The 24,302-nt window shown below is 47.5% G+C and carries 24 protein-coding genes; 11 read left to right on the plus strand and 13 right to left on the minus strand.

The annotated features are described in order from the left end of the window. Positions 1-249 precede the first annotated feature (249 nt). The gene (locus tag I0P70_RS08690; protein WP_196116706.1) at positions 250-675 is read left to right on the plus strand and encodes a secondary thiamine-phosphate synthase enzyme YjbQ; all 426 of its coding nucleotides are present in this window, start codon (positions 250-252) and stop codon (positions 673-675) included. A gap of 13 nt (positions 676-688) precedes the next feature. On the opposite strand, the gene I0P70_RS08695 is transcribed toward I0P70_RS08690, so the two are convergent. The 3 genes from I0P70_RS08695 to gpmI all read right to left on the minus strand — a co-directional run bounded on the left by I0P70_RS08695 (position 689) and on the right by gpmI (position 4,428). Beyond that, positions 689-2,182: a M43 family zinc metalloprotease gene (locus I0P70_RS08695; RefSeq protein ID WP_196116716.1), complete on the minus strand. Its 1,494-nt coding sequence runs from the start codon at positions 2,180-2,182 to the stop codon at positions 689-691. 136 nt (positions 2,183-2,318) lie between these two features. Further along, complete coding sequence (locus I0P70_RS08700) at positions 2,319-2,912, minus strand: hypothetical protein (RefSeq protein ID WP_196116718.1); 594 nt, start codon at positions 2,910-2,912, stop codon at positions 2,319-2,321. Next, positions 2,896-4,428: a 2,3-bisphosphoglycerate-independent phosphoglycerate mutase gene (gene gpmI / locus I0P70_RS08705; protein WP_196116720.1), complete on the minus strand. Its 1,533-nt coding sequence runs from the start codon at positions 4,426-4,428 to the stop codon at positions 2,896-2,898. The genes I0P70_RS08700 and gpmI overlap by 17 nt, the downstream gene beginning before the upstream one ends. Before the next feature lie 317 nt (positions 4,429-4,745). Here gpmI and I0P70_RS08710 point away from each other — a divergent pair, with 317 nt between their 5' ends. The 6 genes from I0P70_RS08710 (at position 4,746) to I0P70_RS08735 (ending at position 8,797) form a co-directional block, all read left to right on the plus strand. After that, a complete protein-coding gene (locus I0P70_RS08710; RefSeq protein ID WP_196116722.1) occupies positions 4,746-5,168 on the plus strand; it encodes a DUF4783 domain-containing protein in 423 nt (140 codons plus the stop codon). A gap of 66 nt (positions 5,169-5,234) precedes the next feature. Next, entirely contained in the window at positions 5,235-6,092 is an 858-nt protein-coding gene (gene nadC, locus I0P70_RS08715; protein ID WP_196116724.1) for a carboxylating nicotinate-nucleotide diphosphorylase, read from the plus strand. 75 nt (positions 6,093-6,167) lie between these two features. Next, positions 6,168-6,725, plus strand: coding sequence for a hypothetical protein (locus tag I0P70_RS08720; protein ID WP_196116726.1), 558 nt, complete (start codon positions 6,168-6,170; stop codon positions 6,723-6,725). A gap of 101 nt (positions 6,726-6,826) precedes the next feature. Next, positions 6,827-7,126, plus strand: a complete 300-nt coding sequence (locus tag I0P70_RS08725) for a hypothetical protein (RefSeq protein ID WP_196116728.1) — start codon at positions 6,827-6,829, stop codon at positions 7,124-7,126. A 174-nt stretch (positions 7,127-7,300) separates the two neighbouring features. Then, a complete protein-coding gene (locus I0P70_RS08730) occupies positions 7,301-8,035 on the plus strand; it encodes a bifunctional 2-polyprenyl-6-hydroxyphenol methylase/3-demethylubiquinol 3-O-methyltransferase UbiG (protein WP_196116730.1) in 735 nt (244 codons plus the stop codon). Between the two features lie 6 nt (positions 8,036-8,041). Further along, positions 8,042-8,797 carry a ZIP family metal transporter gene (locus tag I0P70_RS08735; RefSeq protein WP_196116741.1) on the plus strand — a complete coding sequence of 252 codons (756 nt, stop codon included), beginning with the start codon at positions 8,042-8,044 and terminating at the stop codon, positions 8,795-8,797. A 145-nt stretch (positions 8,798-8,942) separates the two neighbouring features. On the opposite strand, the gene I0P70_RS08740 is transcribed toward I0P70_RS08735, so the two are convergent. The 6 genes from I0P70_RS08740 to I0P70_RS08765 all read right to left on the minus strand — a co-directional run bounded on the left by I0P70_RS08740 (position 8,943) and on the right by I0P70_RS08765 (position 12,957). Then, a complete protein-coding gene (locus I0P70_RS08740; RefSeq protein ID WP_196116743.1) occupies positions 8,943-9,305 on the minus strand; it encodes a hypothetical protein in 363 nt (120 codons plus the stop codon). A 112-nt stretch (positions 9,306-9,417) separates the two neighbouring features. Then, the gene (locus I0P70_RS08745; RefSeq protein WP_196116745.1) at positions 9,418-9,819 is read right to left on the minus strand and encodes a septal ring lytic transglycosylase RlpA family protein; all 402 of its coding nucleotides are present in this window, start codon (positions 9,817-9,819) and stop codon (positions 9,418-9,420) included. A 39-nt stretch (positions 9,820-9,858) separates the two neighbouring features. Next, positions 9,859-10,557 carry an alpha/beta fold hydrolase gene (locus I0P70_RS08750; RefSeq protein ID WP_196116746.1) on the minus strand — a complete coding sequence of 233 codons (699 nt, stop codon included), beginning with the start codon at positions 10,555-10,557 and terminating at the stop codon, positions 9,859-9,861. Positions 10,558-10,565: 8 nt separating this feature from the next. Beyond that, a complete protein-coding gene (locus I0P70_RS08755) occupies positions 10,566-11,315 on the minus strand; it encodes a hypothetical protein (RefSeq protein ID WP_196116748.1) in 750 nt (249 codons plus the stop codon). Between the two features lie 40 nt (positions 11,316-11,355). After that, positions 11,356-11,661: a hypothetical protein gene (locus I0P70_RS08760; protein WP_196116750.1), complete on the minus strand. Its 306-nt coding sequence runs from the start codon at positions 11,659-11,661 to the stop codon at positions 11,356-11,358. An 849-nt stretch (positions 11,662-12,510) separates the two neighbouring features. Further along, positions 12,511-12,957, minus strand: coding sequence for an Hsp20/alpha crystallin family protein (locus I0P70_RS08765; RefSeq protein ID WP_370583195.1), 447 nt, complete (start codon positions 12,955-12,957; stop codon positions 12,511-12,513). 413 nt (positions 12,958-13,370) lie between these two features. Between I0P70_RS08765 and I0P70_RS08770 the strand changes: the two genes are divergently transcribed. The 4 genes from I0P70_RS08770 (at position 13,371) to I0P70_RS08785 (ending at position 17,067) form a co-directional block, all read left to right on the plus strand. Continuing rightward, positions 13,371-15,059 carry a T9SS type A sorting domain-containing protein gene (locus I0P70_RS08770; protein ID WP_196116762.1) on the plus strand — a complete coding sequence of 563 codons (1,689 nt, stop codon included), beginning with the start codon at positions 13,371-13,373 and terminating at the stop codon, positions 15,057-15,059. 150 nt (positions 15,060-15,209) lie between these two features. Then, positions 15,210-15,872, plus strand: coding sequence for an OmpA family protein (locus I0P70_RS08775; protein ID WP_196116764.1), 663 nt, complete (start codon positions 15,210-15,212; stop codon positions 15,870-15,872). A gap of 305 nt (positions 15,873-16,177) precedes the next feature. Continuing rightward, positions 16,178-16,534, plus strand: a complete 357-nt coding sequence (locus I0P70_RS08780) for a hypothetical protein (RefSeq protein ID WP_196116766.1) — start codon at positions 16,178-16,180, stop codon at positions 16,532-16,534. Between the two features lie 89 nt (positions 16,535-16,623). Then, entirely contained in the window at positions 16,624-17,067 is a 444-nt protein-coding gene (locus I0P70_RS08785) for a hypothetical protein (protein WP_196117036.1), read from the plus strand. A gap of 12 nt (positions 17,068-17,079) precedes the next feature. Here I0P70_RS08785 and I0P70_RS08790 read toward each other — a convergent pair whose 3' ends face one another. The 4 genes from I0P70_RS08790 to I0P70_RS08805 all read right to left on the minus strand — a co-directional run bounded on the left by I0P70_RS08790 (position 17,080) and on the right by I0P70_RS08805 (position 23,664). Next, entirely contained in the window at positions 17,080-18,516 is a 1,437-nt protein-coding gene (locus tag I0P70_RS08790) for an amidohydrolase family protein (protein ID WP_196116777.1), read from the minus strand. Positions 18,517-18,921: 405 nt separating this feature from the next. Next, positions 18,922-19,800: a hypothetical protein gene (locus I0P70_RS08795; RefSeq protein WP_196116779.1), complete on the minus strand. Its 879-nt coding sequence runs from the start codon at positions 19,798-19,800 to the stop codon at positions 18,922-18,924. Positions 19,801-19,973: 173 nt separating this feature from the next. Beyond that, on the minus strand, positions 19,974-22,355 hold the full coding sequence (locus I0P70_RS08800; protein WP_196116789.1) for a ribonucleoside-diphosphate reductase subunit alpha: 2,382 nt from the start codon (positions 22,353-22,355) through the stop codon (positions 19,974-19,976). 349 nt (positions 22,356-22,704) lie between these two features. Further along, the gene (locus tag I0P70_RS08805) at positions 22,705-23,664 is read right to left on the minus strand and encodes a ribonucleoside-diphosphate reductase small subunit (RefSeq protein ID WP_196116792.1); all 960 of its coding nucleotides are present in this window, start codon (positions 23,662-23,664) and stop codon (positions 22,705-22,707) included. Positions 23,665-24,302 lie beyond the last annotated feature (638 nt).

Genomic DNA, 24,302 nt, shown 5'->3' on the forward strand with positions numbered 1-24,302 from the left:
CGCGGGGGTAGTGGGCCTCTTTACCAAGATCCTTTGAGGATGACAAAAAGTTGAATGAAACTAAGAGGGCTATTGATTTCTAAATAAGCGAATCAATTGATGTATGCCATAACGATTAACTGAAGGGGCGGGCTTTGGGTATTTAAATCCACCTGGATGGTATATTCGCGTATGAACCATAATGATCGAGTATTTCAAAAAGTTATTTAAAAATCAATCACTCATTCACCAATTCAAAAATCAAACTCCATGTGGTTTCAGAAAGAGATACGCTTACCTGCCGTAAAACGAGGTTTTCACCTGATCACCGACCTACTGACAGCACAAGTGCCTGAGTTGGAGAACTACAGAGTGGGGCTGGCGCATATTTTCATCAAGCATACATCTGCCAGCCTTTGCATCAACGAAGATGCGGACCCCACTGTGCGGCAGGATTTTGAAAGCCACTTCAATCACATGGTGCCTGAAAACGCTCCCTATTACCGCCATACCATGGAGGGCCCTGATGATATGCCGGCGCACCTGAAGGCTGCCTTGCTGGGTAGTTCTGTTACAGTGCCAATCTCTGATGGGGAATTCAATCTGGGAACCTGGCAAGGCGTATACCTGTGCGAGCATCGCAACCATGCCTCTAAACGCACAGTAGTGGTTACGCTGCAGGGCGAAGGGTACTAAGGTGTAGCCACAGTTACTTTACAATACTCACTTTGGTAACCGCAATGCCGTTGGTGCTGGTCGTGCGCAGGAGGTATATACCGGCCGGCAGGTGTTGCACATCCAGTCTGATCACTCTCTCTGCTACCTGTTCGCGCAATAGTACCTGCCCGTGACGGTTCATTAGCTCGACCACTTGAATTTGCTGACGGGCTGTCTGCTCCAGTATGATATAGCCTTTCGCCGGATTGGGATATACCTTCACTTCGTCAGACGTCACGTAGATGTAGTCTTCTTTGGTGAGGGTATGACTTGAGTTTCCGTTGGAGGTGGTGAGGGTGACGCGGTACCTGCCCGGCCGGTTATACCTGACGGTGGGGTTCTGGTCTGTGGAAGTGGCCGGTGTGCCGCCCTCGAATTCCCATTGCCATTGCGTGGGTTTAAAGCCGGCAAAGGAGCCCAGGAGCTGAACCTGATCGCCGGGAGCCAACAAGGTATCCTGAGGCTGAGCGGTGCTGAAGCGAGAGCGCAACTCACCGGTGCAGGCCGTGGACTCGAACATATACCTGCGGGCTGACTGTAGTATACCTTGCATGTAAGCGCCCTGGCCTTTGGTGAAAAGGCTCATACAGGCATCGTCGGAGTAATCCATGTAGTTTTGCCACATGTTGCCATAAGGGCCATTGTTACAGGATACTTCTATCCCGTCAGGGCAGCCATCAGTCTGTGTGAACTGGTTGGGCGTGTCGTCAATGTCATCGGAGTCGTTGCAGGTCATCCCATTCCCCCAGATGTGCTTCAGGCCCAGCCAATGTCCTACTTCGTGCGTAGCGGTGCGTCCCCGATTATAGGCCCACAGGCTGTTGTTGAATGGAGCCGCTCCCACTGTACGATAGTGCAGCACCACTCCATCACGGTCGGGTAAGGCGCTGGGTGAGGAAGCGTATCCAATGCTGCTGGTGCCCAGATTCCCTATCCAGATGTTCATATACTGTTTTGTATCCCAGGCATCGAGGCCGCCATTAGCCGTGGACTTGATCTGATCCGAAAAATAGCTGAAGCTCTCTTTGGTAGTTTGGGTGCGGGTGATGCCTGATGTCGGATTGCCGTTCGGGTCTACTATGGCCAGGCAGAACTCGATGCGGGTGTCAGCGGCAAAAGGCCGGAAGTAATCGGGTGTATTGGTAGTGTCCGCATTCAGACGACGAAAGTCCTCGTTCAGGACGGCAAGTTGCGAGAGCACCTGTGCATCGCTGATGTTTTCGCTTCCGGTTTTATAGACTACATGGAATACCACCGGTATGGTGATGGTGGCCTGCTGCATGGCCTGCCCGGCCGGGCGCTGGCGCATGAGCTGCTGTACAGCCTGCTGCATTCTTAAACTCCGTTCCTCAAAGCCAGGGTCCTGTCGTTTTAAAATCTCCAGGTATGCCTCTGTGCTGCAGCCACGGCCTTGTTCGGTTGTTTGCGCAAAAGCTAAACGAACAAAGGCAAGACTTAGAAACAGGGTCAGGGTAAATAGACGCATACACACAGATCAAACAGGCATCAAAGAGCACAAGCGCAGATAAAGTGCATAGCTTGAGCGGCTTAGTAGAGCAATATACGCAATTTAACCCTTAAATATGAAATCAGGCAAGAGGAAGCTACTTGTACAGGTATGCTTACAGGTTGGCATCAACACGATAGCGAAGTGAATCTCCGAAAATAAGCTTCTGCACACCCTCTACCCGGTAGCCAGACAAATTACCTGAGCCTGGCTCTGCAGTCAGGCTGATGTTTCTTTTAGAGTAAAACAGTAAGTTCTCTTCCAGCACCACCGCTTCAAGGCGTTCCAGCTTCTGGAACGGCGACACCGTAAGTTGGAGGCGTTCTACAGGGGCGGCTGCTTCGGCATCTTTTGTGAAAATGCTTACCGTGCTGCCATTAGGCAAGGTATGACGCTCCTCTCTGTAAAAATCGCGTAGGGCAGGTCGGCTCAGATCTACCTCCTGAAAAATAGCAAGTTCTTTCTCCCAGTCCATCTCCTCCATCTGAGCGGTTTCAGTAGGCTGCCCTTTGGTGATAACCGACTTCAGCACGGGCGGCTGTTCCTGTTGCAGGCGGGCCGTCTGCTCCTGCAGGTAACCAGTCAGATCATAGGCAGGCTCTTTCCCATCCGCAAGCGGCGGCGTAGGACGCTCACAGGCTACTAGCCCAAGTAGCACGGCAAATAGTCCGATGATGCGATAGCTGCTCAACTTATTGCGCTTTCTCAAGAAGTGATTCGCCGGTCATTTCTGCTGGCTGCGCTATACCCATCAGGTCCAGTATAGTCGGGGCCATATCGCCCAGTTTTCCTGGCCTTAAGGTGCCTTTGTAGTCATTGCTTACCAGTACGCAAGGTACCAGGTTAGTGGTGTGGGCCGTGTTCGGTGTGCCGTCCGGGTTGATCATGAAATCAGCGTTGCCATGGTCCGCTATCACAATCACGTCGTAGTTGCTTTCTAGTGCTGCATTGATTACGGCTTCGGCGCAACGGTCTACTGCTTCGCAGGCTTTCACGGCGGCTTCAAATACGCCGGTATGGCCTACCATGTCCGGATTGGCAAAGTTGAGACAGATAAAGTCAGCTGTTCTCTGCTGGAGCTCCGGCACAATCGCATCACGGATCTCGTAGGCGCTCATCTCAGGCTGCAGGTCATAGGTGGCTACCTTTGGTGATGGGCACAGCAGGCGCTTTTCGCCATCAAAAGGGAGTTCGCGACCACCTGAGAAGAAAAAGGTGACGTGCGGGTATTTCTCGGTCTCGGCAATGCGGATTTGTTTGCGGCCGGCTTTGGCCACCACTTCGCCGAGGGTATTGTTCAGGTTGTCTTTTTCAAATATGGCATCCACACCCACGAATGTCTCATCGTAGTTGGTCATGGTGATGTACTGCAGGTTGAGCTTGTGCATGTTTTGCTCAGGGAAGTCCTGCTGCGTAAGTGCCTGTGTGATCTCCCGACCACGGTCGGTGCGGAAGTTAAAGCAGATCACCACATCGCCGTCTTTGATGGTGGCGATTGGCTGCTGTTCGTCGTTTACTTTTACGATAGGCTGAATAAACTCATCTGTAACGCCTGCATTGTAAGAGTCTAGCACCGACTTGATGAGGTTTTGCGATGCTGTGCCTTTGCCGTGCACCAGCAGGTCGTAAGCCAGTTTCACGCGCTCCCAGCGATTGTCACGGTCCATGGCGTAGTAGCGCCCGATCACCGAAGCAATGGTGCCGGTTGTGTTCTCGAGATGCTGCTCCAGGTCATTAATGTACTTCACGCCCCCTTTCGGATCTGTGTCGCGGCCATCCATAAAAGCGTGGATGTATACCTTGTCAAGGCCATAGTCGAAGGCGGTTGTGCAGAGCGCCTTGAGATGCTTTATATGGGAGTGCACGCCACCGTCTGATAGCAGACCGATCAGGTGTACGTCCTTCTTGTTTTCCTTGGCAAAGGTATAAGCGCCAGCAAGTGCCGGCATGGCAGCCAGTTTATGCTCTGCGATGGATTTATTGATGCGCACCAGGTCCTGGTACACCACACGGCCAGCGCCCAGGTTCATGTGGCCTACCTCTGAGTTACCCATCTGCCCCTCCGGAAGCCCTACTGCCTCGCCAGAAGCCTGCAGCGTCGTGTGTTGGTAGGTCTGAATGATATGATCGTAGAAGGGCGTGTGCGCCTTATGAATAGCTGAAACTTCTAGGTTGGTGGCGATTCCCCAACCATCCAGAATCATGAGCATTACCTTTTTATCCATAGTGCAAATATAAGATAATCTGTGGTGCCTTATGGCTTATATGGCTGATTTATGCATTGGTAATGGGACGCCTCGCCATAAATGCTTAAATTGTAGCTGATGCCGGGAGTCATGTCCTGCTTAGGACTGTAGAGAACAGCGTGGCAGCTGTCGACCTGGTGAATAAAAGCTACACCGGATATGCGTCTGTAACGGCAGATATATTAATCCCGTTACATCGGTAAATATTGATTATTCCTAATAAATTTGGGACCTTGCTTACGACTTTTGTTGGCATAGTTTTAGCTGATACGAGGACGAGATTACTTACACACCTTATGAAAAACTTTAAAAACATTGCTGTAGTACTTTTCTTAGCTTTTGTCACTTCCTTATTTGCATCTGGCCAGGCCCTTGCCCAGAAAGATGTATTTGACGGGGTGGAGGCTGCCATGCGTGCAGGATCGGCTAAAGATTTGGCCCGGCACTTCGACAGCAAGGTAAGCTTGTCGTTTGCAGACGAGAAGGCCACTGACTACAGCAAGACGCAGGCAGAGTTTGTAATGAAGAACTTCTTCAGCAAAAACCCGCCTACAGGCTTTGCTTACAACTTTCCGACTCCGAGTGAGTCTGTTCGGAAAGACAAGCGTTATGTGATCGGCACCTATACGCATCGCAACGGTTCTTATACCGTTTTGATCCGTGTGAAGGACGCAGGAGGCAAATTCCTGATCCATTCTGTCGATTTCATAAAAGATTAAGCAGATAATAGTGAGATTTTTAGCAAGGCTCGGGATATATACCGGGCCTTTTTTTATTTTTGCACCGTGAAAGCATCATACCTGACAGAACAAAGCATAGCCGAGTTTATATCCAGGGCCCTGGCCGAGGATATAGGCGATGGCGACCACTCGTCGCTGGCCTCTATTCCGAACGATGCCCAAAACCAGGCAAGACTGCTGGTGAAGGGTGACGGCATACTGGCTGGCGTGGAGCTGGCTGGTTACATCTTTAAGCAAGTAGACTCGGAGCTGCAGGTAGAAGTACTGCTGCAGGACGGTGCCGAAGTGAAGTTTGGCGATGTGGCCCTGACCGTAAAAGGCAAGGCACAGTCCATCCTCACAGCCGAGCGACTGGTGCTGAATTGCATGCAGCGCATGAGCGGCATTGCTACCTATACCCATTACCTGAATTCGCTGATTGTCGGCACGAAGGCTAAGCTGCTGGATACCCGCAAAACCACACCGAACTTCCGCATTATGGAGAAGTGGGCGGTACTGATCGGCGGCGGCGTGAATCACCGCTTCGGCCTGTTCGATATGATCATCCTGAAAGACAACCACGTGGATTATGCCGGAGGTATACGCGAAGCCATCGAAGCGACGCAGCGCTATCTCAAAGAAAAAGGCAAGGACCTGCGCATTGAGGTGGAGACCCGCAACCTGAAGGAGGTGAAAGAGGCGCTTGAGACCGGCGGTATTCATCGGATCATGCTTGATAACATGACACCGGAGATGATGAAGGAGGCAGTAGCCCTGATCGGTGGCCGTTTCGAAACAGAAGCATCAGGCGGCATCACAGAGGCGACTATTGGTGAAGTAGCCAAGTGCGGTGTTGACTTTATATCGGTAGGAGCTTTGACGCACTCTATCAAGAGCATGGACCTCAGCCTGAAGGCTTATTAATTGAACTTATACCTGCTTCATGAGGAGCGGGCGCTTATTTTTTATTTTTTTATGCAACAAAATCAACGTTACCGGATGCAGTCAAGTGCTGCTCCGAATGCCATTCGCACCAAGAAGTACCAACTGGAGAAAAATACTTTTACAGGTATAGCCCTTGCGAAGGTATGGCGCAAAGATTGGTGGATGGCGCTTATACCGCTGGTGCTTTTCCTGCTGCCGGCTGTGTTTAGCTTTTCCTGGTGGTGGGTAGCGGGTGCTATTCTGGTTACCCTTATTTTTGTGCTGCTCCGTTCCGCTCAGGTGATGGGTGTAACGCAAATGGAGCAGGGCAATCCGCTGTTTGAGAAATTGAGCTATGAGATCGATTCCCGCCAGATCATCCTGAAGCGTAACGAGCGCGAGGGTATGACCCTGACCTGGGATATGATTGGCTCGGTGGAGCGCAAAGGCGAGTCGTATGTAATGTGGCTCAAGCCACCAACCGAGGCCCAGCTGCCAGGCGGCTGGAAAGGCTGGCTGGCTAAGATATTCCAGGCACCGGTGTTTGTGATGCTGCCTTTTCGCATCTTCAACAACCCGAACGATATCAAGTTGCTGGAGTCGATGCTGCGTCGTAAGGAGTTGATCGCTTAGTTACTACAGAACCTACGCCTGTATACCTACCGTAAGAATAGATTTGCTACTGCATTGTGTAGTAGTGCTTTATAATAAAGACTTATAACCTAAAAATAGAGATGAATAAGAACGTACTTGCAGTATTTTCAGCAGTTTGTGGCCTGGCGATGATTTCATGCGACACGCCAAAAGATAACAGACCAAGCGGTAAGGCCTCTGTAGACTATGTACAGCCTGGCACTCGCAGCACCAATAATGTGTCTGACATGGGCGGTGAGGATCATACTGTGCATACTGATACACACGGAGGTGAAAACATTATGCCTGACAGAGATTTGGGTGGAAACACCATCCAGCCAGGCGACAGCATCCGTGAAACAGAAGAAGTGAACTCTCCTGCCGGAGCTACGAAGCGATAGTTCTGCGCAAAAAAGCTAAGACCTGCCGTCACTGATAATCAACAGCGACGGCAGGTTTTTTTATGACTTTTGCTTTACAGGTAAATTGGCTATACCTGGCCTGCTTGGTTCCGTATACCCATGTTCCAAAAATAAAAGGTATATTTGCACCCTTATTGCATTTTCATTGCTCCTATGGCCCAACAGGAAGAGTGGTTCAGCACTTGGTTTGACTCCCCTTACTATCACATCCTCTACAGCAACCGCGACGACCGCGATGCCCGGCTGTTCATGGATAACCTGCTGGCCTACCTGCATCCCAAGCCACAGCACAAAATACTGGACCTTGCCTGCGGCAAAGGCCGTCATTCACTTTATCTTAACCAGCTCGGCTATGATGTGACAGGTATAGACCTGTCTGAAAAAAGCATTGCCTATGCCCGGCAGTACGAAAACGAGCACCTGCACTTCGACGTGCACGACATGCGAGAGGTATACAAGCCCGAAAGCTTCGATTTTGTGCTGAACCTGTTCACCAGCTTTGGCTATTTCGAGAGTAAGACAGAAAACGTGGTGGCCTTGAAGGCTGCGGCAGCTAACCTGAAGCACGGTGGTAAGCTGGTGATCGACTTCATGAACACCGACCGCACCATTGAGCGTTTAGTTGCGCATGAGCAAAAGGAGGTGCAGGGTATTCTGTTTGATATCAGTCGCAAAGTGGAGCACGACTTCATTGTGAAGACCATCCGGTTTGAGGATAAAGGACGGAATTACTGCTTTGAAGAGCGTGTGCGCGCATTGCGGCAAGAGAACTTCATGGAGTACTTCAGCATTGCCAAGTTGCGTTTGGGGGAGGTATTTGGTGACTACAAGCTGCATCCATTTGATCCGGAAAAAAGCGAGCGAATCATTTTCGTGCTAAAAAAATAACGCGGTATGATCATAGCTATACTTGTGCTCTTCTTCACGGTGGTGCTCTCGAGCTTCCTCGTCAAGGTGTTTCCGCCAGATAACAGTCGCTGGCTAAAGATGGCGCTGGCTTTTAGCGGCGCATACCTGTTCACGATCACAATCGTTCACCTGCTGCCTGATGTGCTGCTGGGCAATCCTAATCCCCATCGCGTAGGGTATTGGGTGCTGGCCGGCTTCTTTCTGCAATTGGTGCTAGAGCTGTTTTCGCACGGCGTGGAGCATGGGCACATGCATACCAATCATCACAGCCATGGGCATGTAGGTTCAATGCCCTTTCTGCTGCTAGGCTCACTATTCATACATTCTTTTCTGGAAGGAAGTATACTGGTGGAGGGGGGCGAACGCCACGTGGGGCACCATCACACGGGCGAGAACTTTTACGCCGTACTGCTAGGTATAGCCATACACCACGTGCCGGCTGCCTTTGCGCTGATGTCGGTGCTGATGTCGCGTATAGGCTCTTTCCGTAAGGCCTTTTTGTGGCTTCTTATCTTTGCCATAGGCTCTCCGCTAGGTATACTGGTAAGCAACTACATTATAAAGGACAACATAGGTGGTGAGGCAGTCTTCACTGCGCTTACAGGTTTGGTGGCTGGCAACTTCCTGCATATTTCCACTACTATTCTCTTCGAGACAAGCCCTGATCACCGTTTCAACCGGAACAAGCTGCTGGCAACCCTTTTCGGGCTAGGGCTGGCGCTACTCACCGACTTGTTATAGCACAGGTATAGGCAAGGAAGTTTAAGCCTCTTATCTGATCGTTACTGATGTGGCGACCAAGGTATAGCAGGTAGGCAAAGGTGCAAAAACAAAAAAGGCTGATCTAAGTCAGCCTTACGTCTTTTAGAAAGCGAGTAAAGGGCAGTTACATAATAGTGGAAAGCAGTGTAGCAGCAAGTGCCTTCAAAGCCAGTATGACCGTGCTCGACTTCACCGTTACATCGGATGAGTCGTCCTCATCTGAGCCAGAAAGATCTTTGAAAAAAGAAAAAGGGCTATCGAGTGCATCAGCATCCAGAACCGATTTCTGCTTTTTAGGAGTGGCGGGCTCTGTGGCGTTAGTAGCAGCCGGGCTGGTGGCGTTAGGCGCAACAACAGTGGTGGCTTCAGTAGTGAAATTGCCATTGTTCAGGTGAGCGGCATTAGGCGTAGCAGTTACACCCAGCAACAATAATGTTGCTAAACCAGTTGTCACTGAAAGGGATTTCCACTTTTTAAGCATGCTCAAAATTATAATTTAAAATACAGTATTCCAAATGTTTAGTTGGAATATTTATAGGTTTTTAGCAAGATCAGGGTAAGGGTGATCTCAAAGGTGGTAGATGTAAGCAAGTCATGTGTTAGCGTACAGGGGCAGGCTTCACAACCTTCACTTCTACAGGCACGATACCTGCGCTGATGTAGTCAAGCCGTTTGGCTGCGGCCTCACTCAGATCAATCACGCGCCCTTTTACAAAAGGCCCCCGGTCTGTTATACTTACCTTTACTGTTTTGTTCGTCTGCAGATTGGTGACTTTCACTTTAGTGCCAAATGGAAGAGTGCGGTGTGCAGCTGTCAGCTTTCTGCGGTTATAGGCTTCACCATTGGCCATCTTGCGTCCGTGCAACTTATTGCTGTAGTAAGAGGCTTTTCCTGCTTCGGTATAGCCACGCTGTCCTGGCGCGGGCTTAGAGGTGGTGCAGGCACTGGTTGTCAATAAAGCTGCTATCAGTAAGGTGCCAGAGATGTGTTTTAATCGCATAAGTACTCGCAATAGGTATTGTTAATGCCTAATATAGCCCTAAACGATGGGTTTGCCAAAGAATTGTCGTATCTGGTGCTGCAGCTGGTTTAGGTCAACCCTCTCTAGTGGGTGATGCGTGTTAGGAAACACCTGCAGGCTGGCGTTTGGCAGCTGCTGGTACGCCCAGGCCGTTTCCTGCAGACTGACCATATGGTCGCGGTCGCCAACACTGACCCGGACAGGCAGCTGTATGCGCGAGAGGGCTTCCTCGGTGAGCAGTGGATCGTTGCCTAAGTGCAACATCATATCCGCTGTGTAGCGCATAACCTCCTGCCAGTCAGTGGGCTGGTGACGCTCGGCGAGTGTAGCGGCGAAAGCTGGGACCTTCTCCTGTACCTTATCAGGTTGCAGCATTTTCACTTCTTTGGCCGCCGTATCCGGGCTCCATGCAAATTTGGTGGCTAACGTGAAGATGCTCCCTACTCTATCAGGGTGCTGAAGCGCCAGGTATAGCGCTACATAGCCTCCCATGCTATACCCAAATATATCTACACGCTGTAGCTGATGCTGGTCAAGGTAACGGAGCACATCCTCTGCAAACTGCTCAATCCGAAATGGTTTATCAGGCAGCCCATTACCTCCATGACCCTGAAAATTCAGTGTATGCACTGTAAAGTCTGTCTTTAGCAGTTGCTGTAAGGGCTGCAGGGTGCTGGCAGCCCCCAGGGCGCCATGTAGCAGGAGCAGATGAGACATGTGCTGTGTTACTGTTTTACCTGGTAGTTGTACACATCAACGGCTTGTGTCAGCTTGTCTTTTCGGAAGAGCTGAATAACCAGTGGCACAGCTATGAGGCCAGCTCCGGCATACACCGCCGGCGACACACTAACAGAATTCGGATTGGTAGAGCTTTGAGAAGAAGAAAGCAAGCCATAGGTGAGCAGACCCGCGCCTGCTATACCCATCACAGTCGAGATCGTCTTTTCACGCTTATGACGCTGAATCAGCAGCATACTGGAAGAGTTGTCGGCAAGCGCCTGCTCCAAATTTTGCTGGTTAAAAGTCATCAGCGGTCCATTGTCCTTGGAGAAGAAGTAAATGCGGCGACGACTAGTGCGAGGCATACCGTACCCATATGGGTGATACCCCATGGCTGCGTAATCAATTGTAGTCGTGAAGAACTTAGAGATACGTGGTCCTTCCATTATTCGCTTGGCAAAGGCATCAAAACGGTTGCCGGCAGCTACTCTGGCAAAGTATCCATCATTGTTCTGGTATACATCTACCAGCTCCGGAGCATACTTCAACGTGTCGTCAACCAGGAAGAAATCCTGCTTGAAGAGAGGTGACTTGTACTGGACCCTGTTGCCATACACCACCTGGCCGTTGCGGAGCTGCAGAAAGTGACGCCCTTTCTGGCGTTGTGGCTGGTAGTTTTCCTGAGAGTACTCCTGCGCTTGCAAACCAAAGCTAAACAGCAGGCAGACAAAAAGTGCAAATATTGTCTTGTTCATGTGTGGGTGATTTCAGCTAAAACTTAAAATAGGCTTAGACTTAGAAGATAAGCGCGAGCATGACGAGCATACCTGCCAGCGCCAGGTATACCCAGCTCATCAGCTGGCCCCTGTGCTTGCTGGGCACAACATTGCTCACGAATACAACGGCTATCAGTACGCATAATATATATAAGAGTATAAAAGTAACCGCTTTTACCCAATTCGGCACGATGGTGTTCTCTGCCTGATACTGGTTATCCATCCCCATACCCGACACTAGATTGCTCAGCAAATAAAAGACCAATACTTCGAAAACTATAAAGAAAAACAAACCATAAAGCCTGTTGCTTTTTTGCTCAGCCATGTTGCAGGATCATTTTGTAAGAAAAACAGCTCTGATAGTAGCGCCCTCAGTCTGTTATGTAAAGTGAACTATGTTGTTACGAGTATAAGCACCTGACATACCTTAAATATAGTGACTGGATGCTAATATCTTGCTACACAGGTTTATTTTCAAAATTGCTCGTATACTTAATTTGATACGCTGAGCAAGTATAGGTTATATTGTTGGTGATATATATATCAGGCCTGGCATGTTGTTTGCTTTTTATTATCAGACACATATATAGATTTAATTGCTACAAGTATTGTGCAAGTGTGTCTGATTAGTGCAATTTATGGTAAGATAAAAAGAATATGGTTGCACATGAGTAATAATGTGAAACAATTTTAGCGGCACAACCCGTTAAAATACCAGATGAATGTAGGGATATGAGGTTATTAAAGAATGTTAAATTAGACAATCACTATTTTAACTATGGTGATAAGACACGAAAGATCTTTAGCATAGGCTATGAAGATCTGACGACGCTCATCTATTATCAGGATAACAACAACAACTATACGTTAGTAATATCGAAAGAAGACGATCCACCGCTGATACTAGAAAAAAAGATATCGCGCGCGGAAGCGTTCAGATTAATGAATACCCGGCCCTGAAGCCGGGTATTTTTATTAACACCTTATTATGAGTAAATGGAATAAGTATTACAAAATTGCCTTTTGGGGAGCTGTTCTCACGTTTATAACCCAGTTGATCGTCTCATTAGCTATAGATCCATACTTGGCTTCAGTCTTTACTCCCTTTTATGCTGTGTGGGGCATCACTGCCGTAGTGGGTTGGCGCAAAGAACATCCACGCCGGTAATGTTTATTACAGCTGCTGGATATCAATTTGGCGCGGATGCAACGTAGCGTCATGATAGGGCAGCTTCACCCGCAACTCTCCATTCTTATAGATTGCCTCAATCCGACCCTGATCTACCTGCGGTGGCAGCATAAAGATGCGGTTAAACATAGGAACCGCCATCTGTGGGTCTTCCTGGCTCTGCAAAACAGAGAATATAGTAAGTTGATTTTGGTGCAGCACTATCCTGAATGACTCTGGGTTGACACCAGCTGCCCATACATTAATGACAGCGCTTTTCTTTTTCTTCTTAACCTCAGTATATGTTTCACTCACACCACCGCCTACTGTGTTCAGTAAGTCAATCTGGTGTGCAATTGATCTTAAAAACTCTTTATCTTTTATAATCTTCATCTCTTTCTCCTCTAGTTTTTCAATGAATAATGATGCAAAACAAATGCCAAGGGATAACACCGCCAAATTGACCGTTAAACCATGGTAAAAGTGCTTAAGCTATGCCAAAATGACCTTTTTATATGGGTAGTATATAAGCTATTCAGATAATAAGTGGAAAGTGGATAGCATTATGAGCCCTGAAATGTGATACAATACGAAGAGGGTGTAAGCATGGAAAAGCTTCCCATATTGGTGCAATTTTTCCCAGGCATGGAAATATATTGATTTAATTCTTGGTATAGCGCTATAATGTAGTTGTACTTGTGCAAATTTTGATATTGATAGGTTTATTTCAAATTGTTGAATAACAGCTTTTTGCGGTATCGTCAGGTAGACTCGGTTTCCATGTAGTGTTGCATTTTAGTGAAATAAAATGGTGTTATGGCAGGCTGGCATGTTTCTTTCATATATAGCGGTATAAGAGACAAGCCATGAAACACATTTATACATCTACCCTTACTTCTAATACACTGAAAGCAAATATTAGCTTTAGACTAGTATTAGTTATTAGCTTTATATTATTAACTACCATCAATGGGTATGGGCAAAAAATAACTTCTATTTCGCCAAGCTGCGTAGTTGCAGGGGGTGGTAGCTTTATACTTACTGTTGTTGGAGATGATTTTAATGGAAGTTCTTATGTAACGCTTAATGGTGTAATGGCTACAAATTATACACGAAGTGATAATACATTCAGTGTGATAGTTCCAGCTGCTTCTATAGCAAATGCAGGAGTCATTGAAGTACAGACAACAAGAGCAAATAAGTTTTCTCCTACGTCAATTAATTTAGTAGTGGTAGGTACTCCAACAGCTACATCTATTGCGAGTTGCGGGCAAGCTACCCTTAGTGCATTTGGCGCACCTGCTGGAGCTGTTTACCAATGGTATTCTCAGGCAACTGGTGGCATAGCAATAGCAACAGGAGCAACATACACAACAGCTAGCGCTGGTCAGTATTATGTTTCAACGGCAGTGCCAGGTTCTTGTGAAAGTCCTAGGAGGCTTGTTACCGCCACTATCAATGCAATGCCTACTAGTCCTAAAGTTACTAACAGAAGTCGTTGCGGAGTTGGAAGTTTAGTATTATCAGCATCTGGTGCTGTATCGGGACAGGGTTATCGTTGGTATACAGCTTCTACCGGTGGTACGTCTGTGGCTACTGGTCAAGATTATACAACCTCATCACTTTCTGTTGGCATTAAAACATATTATGTCAGCATAGTAACTAACGCAACTGGTTGTGAAAGTGCCAGAGTGCCTATTACAGCAACTGTAAGGCCCATACAGTTTGGCAATACAGAGTTCGTCAGACAAACTTTGGAAGTTGGCAAACCAGGTACTATCAAACTAAATTCAGAGGTCATTGATAGTGGACATGCTATTAGTATTACTTGGCAATCCGTTAAGAACGGAGAACCTACAATTTTGGGTATTACTGAAGCTCCTGCTTCATCTCCTGCAACTTTTGACATTTCAAGTGTACCAGGGGCAGATACTTATTTTCGCGCTATTATAACTCCCATTTCATCAGTATGCTATGATGAATCATCACTAGATGTAACTTCTCAGGAAATCGTATCCCTCCCTGTCGAATTGGTTTCTTTCAAGGCCCAGTCAACGAAGGATGGTGTGCAGCTTAGCTGGAAAACGGCATCCGAGCTAGACAACAAAGGCTTTGAAGTAGAGGTATCAGCGGACGGCAAAAATTTCAGAAAGATAGCTTTTGTTGGAAGTAAGGTCGGCACCACGTCCCTTATGCAAAACTATAGCTACCTTGACACAAGAGCGGCTGCCGGAATCAACTATTATCGCCTGAAGCAAGTTGACTTTGACGGAGCATTTGAATACTCTAAAGTAGTCGCTGTTAACAATGCCGCTGTTGCTTCCTCTACTGTATACCCAACGCTGGCTTCGCATGAAGTTACAGTAAGATTAGCAGCATCTGACGAGCAAGTGAGAATCTCAGTGGCTGATATGACTGGAAAGCAACTGCTGGCGATTCAGAATCCTTCGGAGCGTCAAGTGGTGTTGCCAGTGCAGCATCTGCAGAATGGCATATACTTCGTTACGGTGACGACAGGTGCACAGAAAGAAGTAATCCGTTTCATGAAGCGTTAATCAGTAACCAACATACATAAAAGAAGGGGGCTAGCCGCACAGGCTAGCCCCCTTCTTTTATCCAGCAGCTCAAGCGGCTTGTGTGTCTCCATATTAAACGAATCAGGTTTAACCCCGTAGGATTTAATAGGACTAAACACAATGATAGATATGAGAAAAGTAATAACATTTGCATGCTTGATAGCTGCAGCCTCTTTTACCGCCTGCAGTGAAACAGATAAAAGAGTAGATACCGCAGAGGACGTGCAGGAGATTGCCTCGGCAGACACAGCTGTCATGTATGGAGACTTACCTGGTGTTGTAGAGGCTGATGGTGCCGAAATCATTAGCGTAGACGAAAGCTTCTGGTCTAGTGTAGACTATAATGCTCCAGTTGTAACGGACCGACGTGTGCAAGACCGTGATGTGGAAGTGCGAAGCAACCCAGGCTATACTATTTATACCATGGAAGATAAGGTACTCTTCGACCTGGACAAAGCTACACTCCGTGATGGAGCAGAGGACAAGTTGCGCAGTATTGCCGAGTCAATCAACGATATGAGCGCACGCGGTCCTATCCGCATAGTAGGCCACACAGACTCTACTGCAAGCGCTTCCTATAACAAGCAGCTCGCCGAAGACCGTGCTAATGCTGTAAAGGACTGGTTGCAAAATAACACAGATATCAATGCCTCCCGCATGTCAATTGAGGCTGTTGGTCAGGAAAGGCCGATTGCTACAAACGAGACTCCTGAAGGAAGGCAGAAAAACCGCCGTGTGGCTATTATGGTGGCGACGCGCACTGACAACGGACAGAATATGCAACGTCAATAGTTGCTGATAAATATACTGATAAAGCGCTGGGTTTCTGTTGTAGAACAGGAATCCAGCGCTTTTATTTAAATAAATTAGTAGTTGTGCCATTAATTTTTCAGCAAAGCAGACTATATTTATGATGACGGAATCAATGGGCTCCTTAAATTTTTTTGTAAAGTAAAAGTGCAATTCTAAGTATTGCTCGTATACGGTTACAAAGTATATTTGCACCCCAAAGTAGTTGCAGGGACAGCCTTATGATGATTACCTACTTTCAGAACGACGTCGTAACGATCTCTTATGATTAGGACAAGCAGCTTGGTATGGCTGTCTGGAACGGGTTTTTGAGTAGTGCGGAGTTTAGGAAAGCAGTGGAAATCTGTCTTGATTTGATGGAGGAGCATAAGCTCCTGCGTTGGCTTGGCGATAACCGCAAGCTAAGGGCTATCCGGCAGGCTGATCAGGACTGGTTTGTGGAGTATGTTATGCCCAGGCTTGCTGCCGGAACACTGCGTCGTAATGCATCAGTCGTTTCAGAAGATTTATTCAATAGGATGGCTGTCGAGCAGATCATTAAACGGGCTGATAATTTGGGAGACATGGCGTTTAGGGATTTTGAAAGACTGGAAGCTGCGATGGTATGGCTGCAAGAGCCACTGCCTGTGCAAGCCCAGGCTTAGTTTTAAGCAGGCCTTGCCACACAACCATCTTTATCCTTGAGCTACTCCGAAAACTTATTTACAATTTTACCTGAGAGGAAATTCTCTTGATGCAACTCTACTTTCAAAATAGCTTTGTTAAGCTTTCGTATGACAAAGTTCAAAAGCTAGGCAAAGCCGAATGGCGCGGTCATTTGCAGGGTGCCGAGCTTAGAGAGGCTTATCTGCTTTGCCATGACATGATCAACCGTTTTTCTCTGACAAGGTGGTTGGCTGATGATCGGCTGATGGGTATTATTTCCCCTGCAGACCTGAAATGGAGCCTGGAGGTGCATGTGCCTCAAATGGCTAAAAGCTCATTGAAGCGGCTAGCCCGTATACCTTCCAAATTTGAGCATAACCGGGAGGCGGTAGATACAATGATTAACAGAGGATATACGTTCGAGCAGCCTTTAGAACTCAAAGACTTTGAAAACGAGCACGAGGCGATGCAGTGGTTGCTGGAGATCCCCAAATCTGTTGTCCCGCAACACCAACTGATCCATTTAGGATAAGGTAAAGTATTCTTACCAGCCGCTCTTCTTCATTATCTTTTCGAACTCAGCCTTGGCTTCTGCCATAATTTTATCTTTGTTCAAGTGAGTAAAGGTATGGTTCCTTTTCAGGATCCTCCCATCAATCATGACGGTGTGCACATTGGCTGGTTGTGCAGCTTCTACGATCAGCTGATACGGTTCCGTAACATAGCCCAGATTCAAGGCATTGGTGGAGAGCATGATCAGGTCTGCACGCTTGCCTGGGGTAAGGGAGCCTATATGGTCTGAAAGCCCAAGAGAACGGGCTCCTTCGATTGTGCCGATCTCCAACGTGCGTTTAGCACTGAGAGCAAACTCACTTCTGTTAAGTGCATTGGCCAGGTTCAGAAGTATCTTGAGCGCCGCAAATAAGTCAGCATTACCGGTTAACGTAGTAGTGTCCGCAGAGATGCCGATGGTAACGCCTGTATCCAGCAGCTCTTTTACGGGAGGTATGCCGTACCCAATGCGCAACTCCGAGAAGGGCGATAAACTGGCGACCGCACCTGCCTTTGCTATACCTTGTATTTCGCTTAGGGTGGCGTCTTTGCAATGGATGAGCTGCATACCTTCAGCGAGTAAGTTCTCTCGCATCAGTCCGCTGATCACGCCTGCTCTACTGGCATGTACAGACACAGGTATACCGAGCTGCTGGGCAAGTTTCAACTCTTTTATCCCTTGTTCCTCTCTGTCGTTTATACCAGGCCAGGCTAAGCCAAGGTGCAAGGTGTCGCTGGCTAGCTTGGGCCATTCTTGCTTCAATCTTTCAAGCAGCTGCAGGTCGACTACGCCACCTTTTCCGGCCGGCACACCCAGCGAATAGCGTCCCCTTATACCTGCTTCGCGCAGGGCTTGCAGGCTAGCCTCCGCAAAGGCCGGGCTTCGGGCATTGTGGCTCCAATCGTGCAAAGTGGTTATACCTGAATGAATGGCCTCTGCAACCGCCAAACGTGTAGCGGCATACATGCTCTCTGGGGTGTAGTGCTGACCCACCGTCCGAGTGATGTCAAAATATCCCCTACCCTCCCGGTCACCGGCCATACTGCGCAACAGGGAAGTCCAGAGGTGCCAGTGCGTTTCTACCAGGCCCGGCATCACGATCATGCCTTCTCCCTGTATCACTTCCGCGCCGGCAGCGCTTAACCCCTTCCCCACTTGCTTTATCTCGCCGTTCTGCACCAGCACATCACCTTGCTTCAAGTCCCCCAACTTTGCGTCCATGGTGAGGACATAGGCGTTTTTGATGAGGTAGTGGCCTTGAGGTGGAAGGTTTTGGTCTTGATTCTGCAGGGGTGCTGATATTGTATCGGCAAAGGCGTTGGTATAGCCTGCGACTCCAGCCGCACCAAGCAAAATGGATCTGCCTAGAAAACTGCGGCGGCTTATACCGTGTCGGTTTTTATCGTTCTGGTCAGGTTGTGCGCTCACAGGTATAGCTTCAGTATGATAGGTATAGCCCTTTCGGCTTTTAAGGTATAAAAGCTTTTACTGAAGCAAATTGTTTAGTGTTTTGGTGTTGGAGGTGTTTTGGTTTATAGAATAATGTTTCCACTAATAAGTATGACACACATACGCTGAGGAGAAGCGTTTTAACAAACAATTAATTTGAAAGTAATACAATCAGTGCTGCATCATATTTAATACTCAAAAGTTAAAAAGCGGCAGCACATTGATGGATACAAGGTTTAAATTTTATGTATTAAGTTTTTGTATCTTGTAAGCTGTTGGTAAAGTAATTTTACATTAGTTCTCTAATTAAGTTTGATAAAGTGTTGAGTTAAAAAGAATAAGTGGTCAGAAGTCTTACTTATTCTTTTTAACTCAACACTTTGATTATTCGGATAATAAAAACTTAAATAGGTCTTCGAAGATCCTAAAGACAGGGTTTATGCTTAAACTTAGTAGTTTATTTGTGGGAACTAAGCTAGAATAGAAAGGGAGCAAGGTAGCTATAATGCTTAAGGCAGAATAGATTGGATGCTCCATACTATATCTTACAAATCCTGAAAAATTGGAGCCGTAAATGTGATAGAAATGTGCAGCTACTTTTAAATTTCCATGGGCTGCTTCTTCCAGAATGAATGCTAAGCTATCAACTTTTCTCTGTGTGGAGTGATGTAATAGTTGATATTCTTTATTACTAAATGCTTTAGCCTCTTCTACTCCTGTTAGTGCTCTTTCCGTTTTAAAACCGTTTCTCCTAGCAAGGGCTAGTAATTTCCCTATATCACCATTTGTTTCATAGCTGTTTGAGTAAACCTGTTTTAATATTTCTGAAAGATCATACTTGTTTTCATGTTGAATCTTAGTAGGTTTTCCTTTCATAGATTTAAATCTTAATTCTAAAACTTGAAATCCATAGGTTAAGTCCTTCATTTTCCAATGAACCCACTTGCATGACTTGTTGGCTCTAACATATTTATAAAATTTCTTTAGTAAGTCTTTTTCCAAGATGTTTAGCTGTTGTTCATCCAAGTTCCGCTCTGTAAGTCCCATTTCTTGAGCAGAAAGATGTAACGAAAATGATTCTACTTGTTTTGTGTCAAAATCATAAATTGATATCGATGTAATTCTAGGTGTCCTTCCATAGGGATTCATGAAATCTTCACATGCGTAGTGAATTAATCGAACCTTGGAACGCTGATGTAGCAGGTGTGATAGTATATTTTGTCCTTGCCTTCTTTCGGCAAGTCTAGGAGAATCGAAGGTCATCTTCTATGTTTTCTATTTGATTAGATTGTCTACTATTTTAAAAGATATATCTTAAGCAGACTTAAATTATAAACAACAGTATTCCAGCCACTGACGGGGAATCAGTGGTAACACAGGGTGCACTTGCGTAGGCAAAAAAGAAGGAGGACAATAAGCCCTCCTTCTTCAGTTATTTACGATCCGCAAGCTTCGCAAGCGTCTGGGTTATCCAGGGAGCAACTCATGTCGTTGCGATTCTGGTCTTGGCTGTTGTAAACCGGCTCTAGTGTTTCGGCGGCTTGTTTCTCTACCGTAAACTTAATGGCGTCTACAGCGGCTTTGGTGCGCAGGTAGTACATACCTGTCTTCAAGCCTTTCTTCCAGGCGTGGAAGTGCATCGAAGTCAGCTTGCCGAAGTTTACGTTCATCACGTGGAGGTTCAGCGACTGGCTCTGGCAGATGTAGGCACCACGGTCAGCACTCATGTCGATTACCGTACGCTGGCTGATCTCCCACACTGTCTTATACAGGTCTTTGATGTTCTGCGGGATGTTCGGGATGTCCTGCACGGAGCCGTTGGCTGCGATGATGGCATTCTTCATCTTGTCATTCCACAGACCCAGGCTGATCAGGTCCTTCAGCAGGTGTTTGTTCACAACCATGAACTCGCCTGAAAGCACGCGGCGCACATAGATGTTAGAGGTATAAGGCTCAAACGACTCGTTGTTGCCCAGAATCTGCGCTGTTGAGGCAGTAGGCATAGGCGCTACCAGCAGGGAGTTACGCACACCGTGCTTCACTACTTCCTTACGCAGCTCTTCCCAATCCCAACGACCGCTGTCTGGTGTTACACCCCACATATCGAACTGGAATTTACCTTCTGACAGAGGTGATCCTTTGAACGTTTCGTAAGCACCGTCTTTCTTCGCCAGGTCCTTAGACGCCGTCATAGAGGCAAAGTAGATGGTCTCGAAGATGTCTTTGTTCAGGCCACGGGCTTCGTCGCTTTCAAACGGCATACGCAGTGCAATGAAAGTGTCCGCTAAACCCTGCACGCCTAATCCGATCGGACGGTGGCGCATGTTGGAGTTGCGGGCCTCAGGCACCGGGTAGTAGTTAATATCGATCACCTTGTTCAGGTTCTTCGTCACGTGGTACGTCACGTCGAACAGCTTCTGGTGGTCGAACGTCTTATGACCGCCTTCTTCTTTGATATAGCGTGGCAACGCAAGCGATGCCAGGTTACATACCGCTACCTCGTCCTGGCTGGTGTACTCCATGATCTCGGTGCAGAGGTTGGAGCTCTTGATCGTACCCAGGTTTTGCTGATTGCTCTTGCTGTTGGCGGCATCCTTATAAAGCATGTACGGCGTACCTGTCTCGATCTGAGACTCCAGCACGGCAAACCACAGGTCTTGTGCTTTTACCGTCTTGCGGGCACGTCCTTCACGCTCGTACTTCTCGTACAGGCGCTCAAACTCCTGTCCCCAGCTATCACCGAGTCCAGGTGCTTCATTCGGGCAGAACAGGCTCCAGTCGCCGTTTTGTTCTACACGCTTCATGAACAGGTCTGGTGTCCAAAGAGCGTAGAACAGGTCACGGGCACGGTTTTCCTCTTTACCGTGGTTCTTCTTCAGGTCCAGGAACTCGAAGATGTCGGCATGCCATGGCTCCAGGTAGATCGCGAAAGCGCCTTTGCGCTTGCCACCACCCTGATCCACGTAGCGAGCTGTGTCGTTGAAAACTTTCAGCATCGGGATGATACCGTTAGAAGTACCGTTGGTGCCTTTAATGTAAGAACCAGTTGCACGCACGTTGTGGATGCTCAGGCCGATACCACCGGCGCTCTGCGAGATCTGGGCGCATTGCTTCAGGGTGTCGTAGATGCCAGGTATGCTGTCGTCCTGCATAGTGAGCAGGAAGCACGAAGACAACTGCGGCTTTGGTGTGCCGGCATTGAATAATGTTGGTGTGGCGTGCGTAAACCACTTCTCAGACATGAGATTATAAGTCTCGATGGCAGATTCGATGTCCTCCTTATGGATACCCACGGCCACACGCATCAACATATGCTGCGGGCGCTCCACGATCTTGCCATCCAGGCGAAGCAGGTATGAGCGCTCCAGCGTTTTGTATCCAAAATAATCGTAGTTGTAGTCTCGGTCGTAAATGATGGTCGAGTCCAGCGTAGCGGCATGCTTGCGGATGATCTCGTACACATCCTTGGCCAGCAGTGACGCGTTCTCCCCTGTTTTCGGGTCCTCGTAGGTATAGAGGCGCTTCATGGTGTTGGAGAATGACTTGCTCGTCACCTTGTGCAGGCTGGAGATTGCCACACGTGCCGCCAGCACCGCGTAGTCCGGATGCTTGGTCGTGAGCGAAGCAGCTGTTTCTGCCGCCAGATTGTCCAACTCTATGGTGCTTACGCCGTCGTAAATGCCGTCAATTACTTTTTTGGCCACCTCAATCGGCGACACATAGTCCATGTTCAGACCATAGCACAGCTTTTCGATGCGTGCGGTAATTTTGTCGAATTTGACGGATTCGCGTCTGCCGTCTCGTTTAACTACTAACATAGCGTATACATTTAGCGGGAGTCAAAAGCCCGGGTTAATTATAAGGTATAGGTATAAGAGAGCCGCTACCAATGCAGCGGTTTGATACATGCTAATATTTTCATAAGGAAATACGTGTATATAGACGTAATCCGTTGAAATACTATAGTTTAACAGCTAAAGCCAATTGCTTTCACAAATTCGGAGGCGGATGCTCCGTCTGGCGATCATTGCCAGGTATAAGGTCCGGTGTTGCGGGTGTTGGCGCGGTTGGCTATACCTGCATCCGGATGGTATAAGGTAATTTAGGAAGCGGCCGGACAAAAGCCCGGCGCCCTTTATCTCCTAAACTTACGACAAATTTTGTTTGCTAAAAATCTTCGTCGAGCGAAAAAACGTTTTTGTCTTTGTCGCCCATCACGCCAGCTTTCTGGTACTCACCCACGCGCTTCTCAAAGAAGTTGGTCTTGCCCTGCAGGGAGATCATTTCCATGAAATCGAATGGGTTGGCGGCGTTATAAATTTTGCTGCAACCAAGTGACACGAGCAGGCGGTCAGCCACAAACTCAATGTACTGGCTCATCAGTTTGGCGTTCATGCCAATCAGGTCAACCGGAAGGGCGTCTGTTACGAACTCCTGCTCAATTTCAACGGCGTCGCGGATAATCTCGTGCACACGGCTCTCCGGCAGCTTGTTGTTCAGCATAGAGTAAAGCAGGCAGGCGAAATCGCAGTGCAGGCCTTCGTCGCGGCTGATCAGTTCGTTCGAGAAGGTCAGACCCGGCATCAGGCCGCGCTTCTTAAGCCAGAAGATAGAGCAGAAAGAGCCGGAGAAGAAAATACCCTCCACAGCCGCAAACGCGATCAGTCTTTCTACGAATTTCTCACTGTTGATCCACTTCAGCGCCCACTCGCCTTTTCTCTTCACGCAAGGCACTGTCTCGAGCGCATTAAAGAGGTAGTCTTTCTCAGACTGCTTCTTTATATAAGTATCTATAAGGAGTGAGTAAGTCTCAGAGTGAATATTCTCCATCATGATCTGGAAGCCATAGAAGCAACGCGCCTCCGGTAGCTGTACTTCCTGCATGAAGTTGATGGCGAGGTTTTCGTTTACGATGCCGTCAGAGGCGGCGAAGAATGCCAGTACGTGGCTGATGAAGTGGCGTTCGCCGTCGTTCAGGTTTTCCCAGTCTTTCTGGTCCTGCGACAGGTCGATCTCCTCGGCAGTCCAGAAGCTGGCCTCTGCCTTCTTATACATCTGCCACACCTCGTCGTGCTGTATCGGGAATAAAACAAAGCGATTCGGGTTTTCTTGTAGTATTGGCTCCATACGCGTAAACATTAAATGATATCTAAAATTCAGAATGACAGCATGTTAGGCTGTTGTAAAGCTTTTTGATGATGTCAGACCTGTTTATTAAGTCGTCTCTCTGCCGCCTGATAAACAGGTAACAGGTCTTCAAATATAGTGATAAGAACTTGAATTGGAGGGCTAAAGTTGTTCAATTTATACACACTTTGTTAAGTGTTTGATTGTCTGAAAATTGACATGAAATCAACAGGCTTATCAACATGTGTTTGTTAATATATAGTTTTGGTAAAATATATATAATTCAATATTAAATCGTTGTAGAGTGCTGCAAAGTGCAAGCGTGGGCTGGATTAAGAGGCGGCAGGTATATTCCTGGGGGTGTAAAATCCAAAATCAGGACATGCGTTCAGGCTAAATGTGTTGTCCAGTGCTGGAAGGTTTTACGGTTTGTGGAAAACGTGGAACGGAGAGGCTGCTTATAAGGGTTTGCAGACTAGTGTGTTATGGGAGTTTTGGGACGATGCAAAATTATGTGGTGTGGATTTCAACATCGTTATCCACATAGTTGTGCATAAGGCCTGGAAAAACAGAAGGAATTAAGGAACAATGATTTGCATATTAATTTTTAGACTGCTAATTTTGCAGACTTAAAATTT

Origin of the sequence: Pontibacter sp. FD36 (genome assembly GCF_015686655.1) — a bacterium.
Classification (GTDB): Bacteria; Bacteroidota; Bacteroidia; order Cytophagales; family Hymenobacteraceae; genus Pontibacter.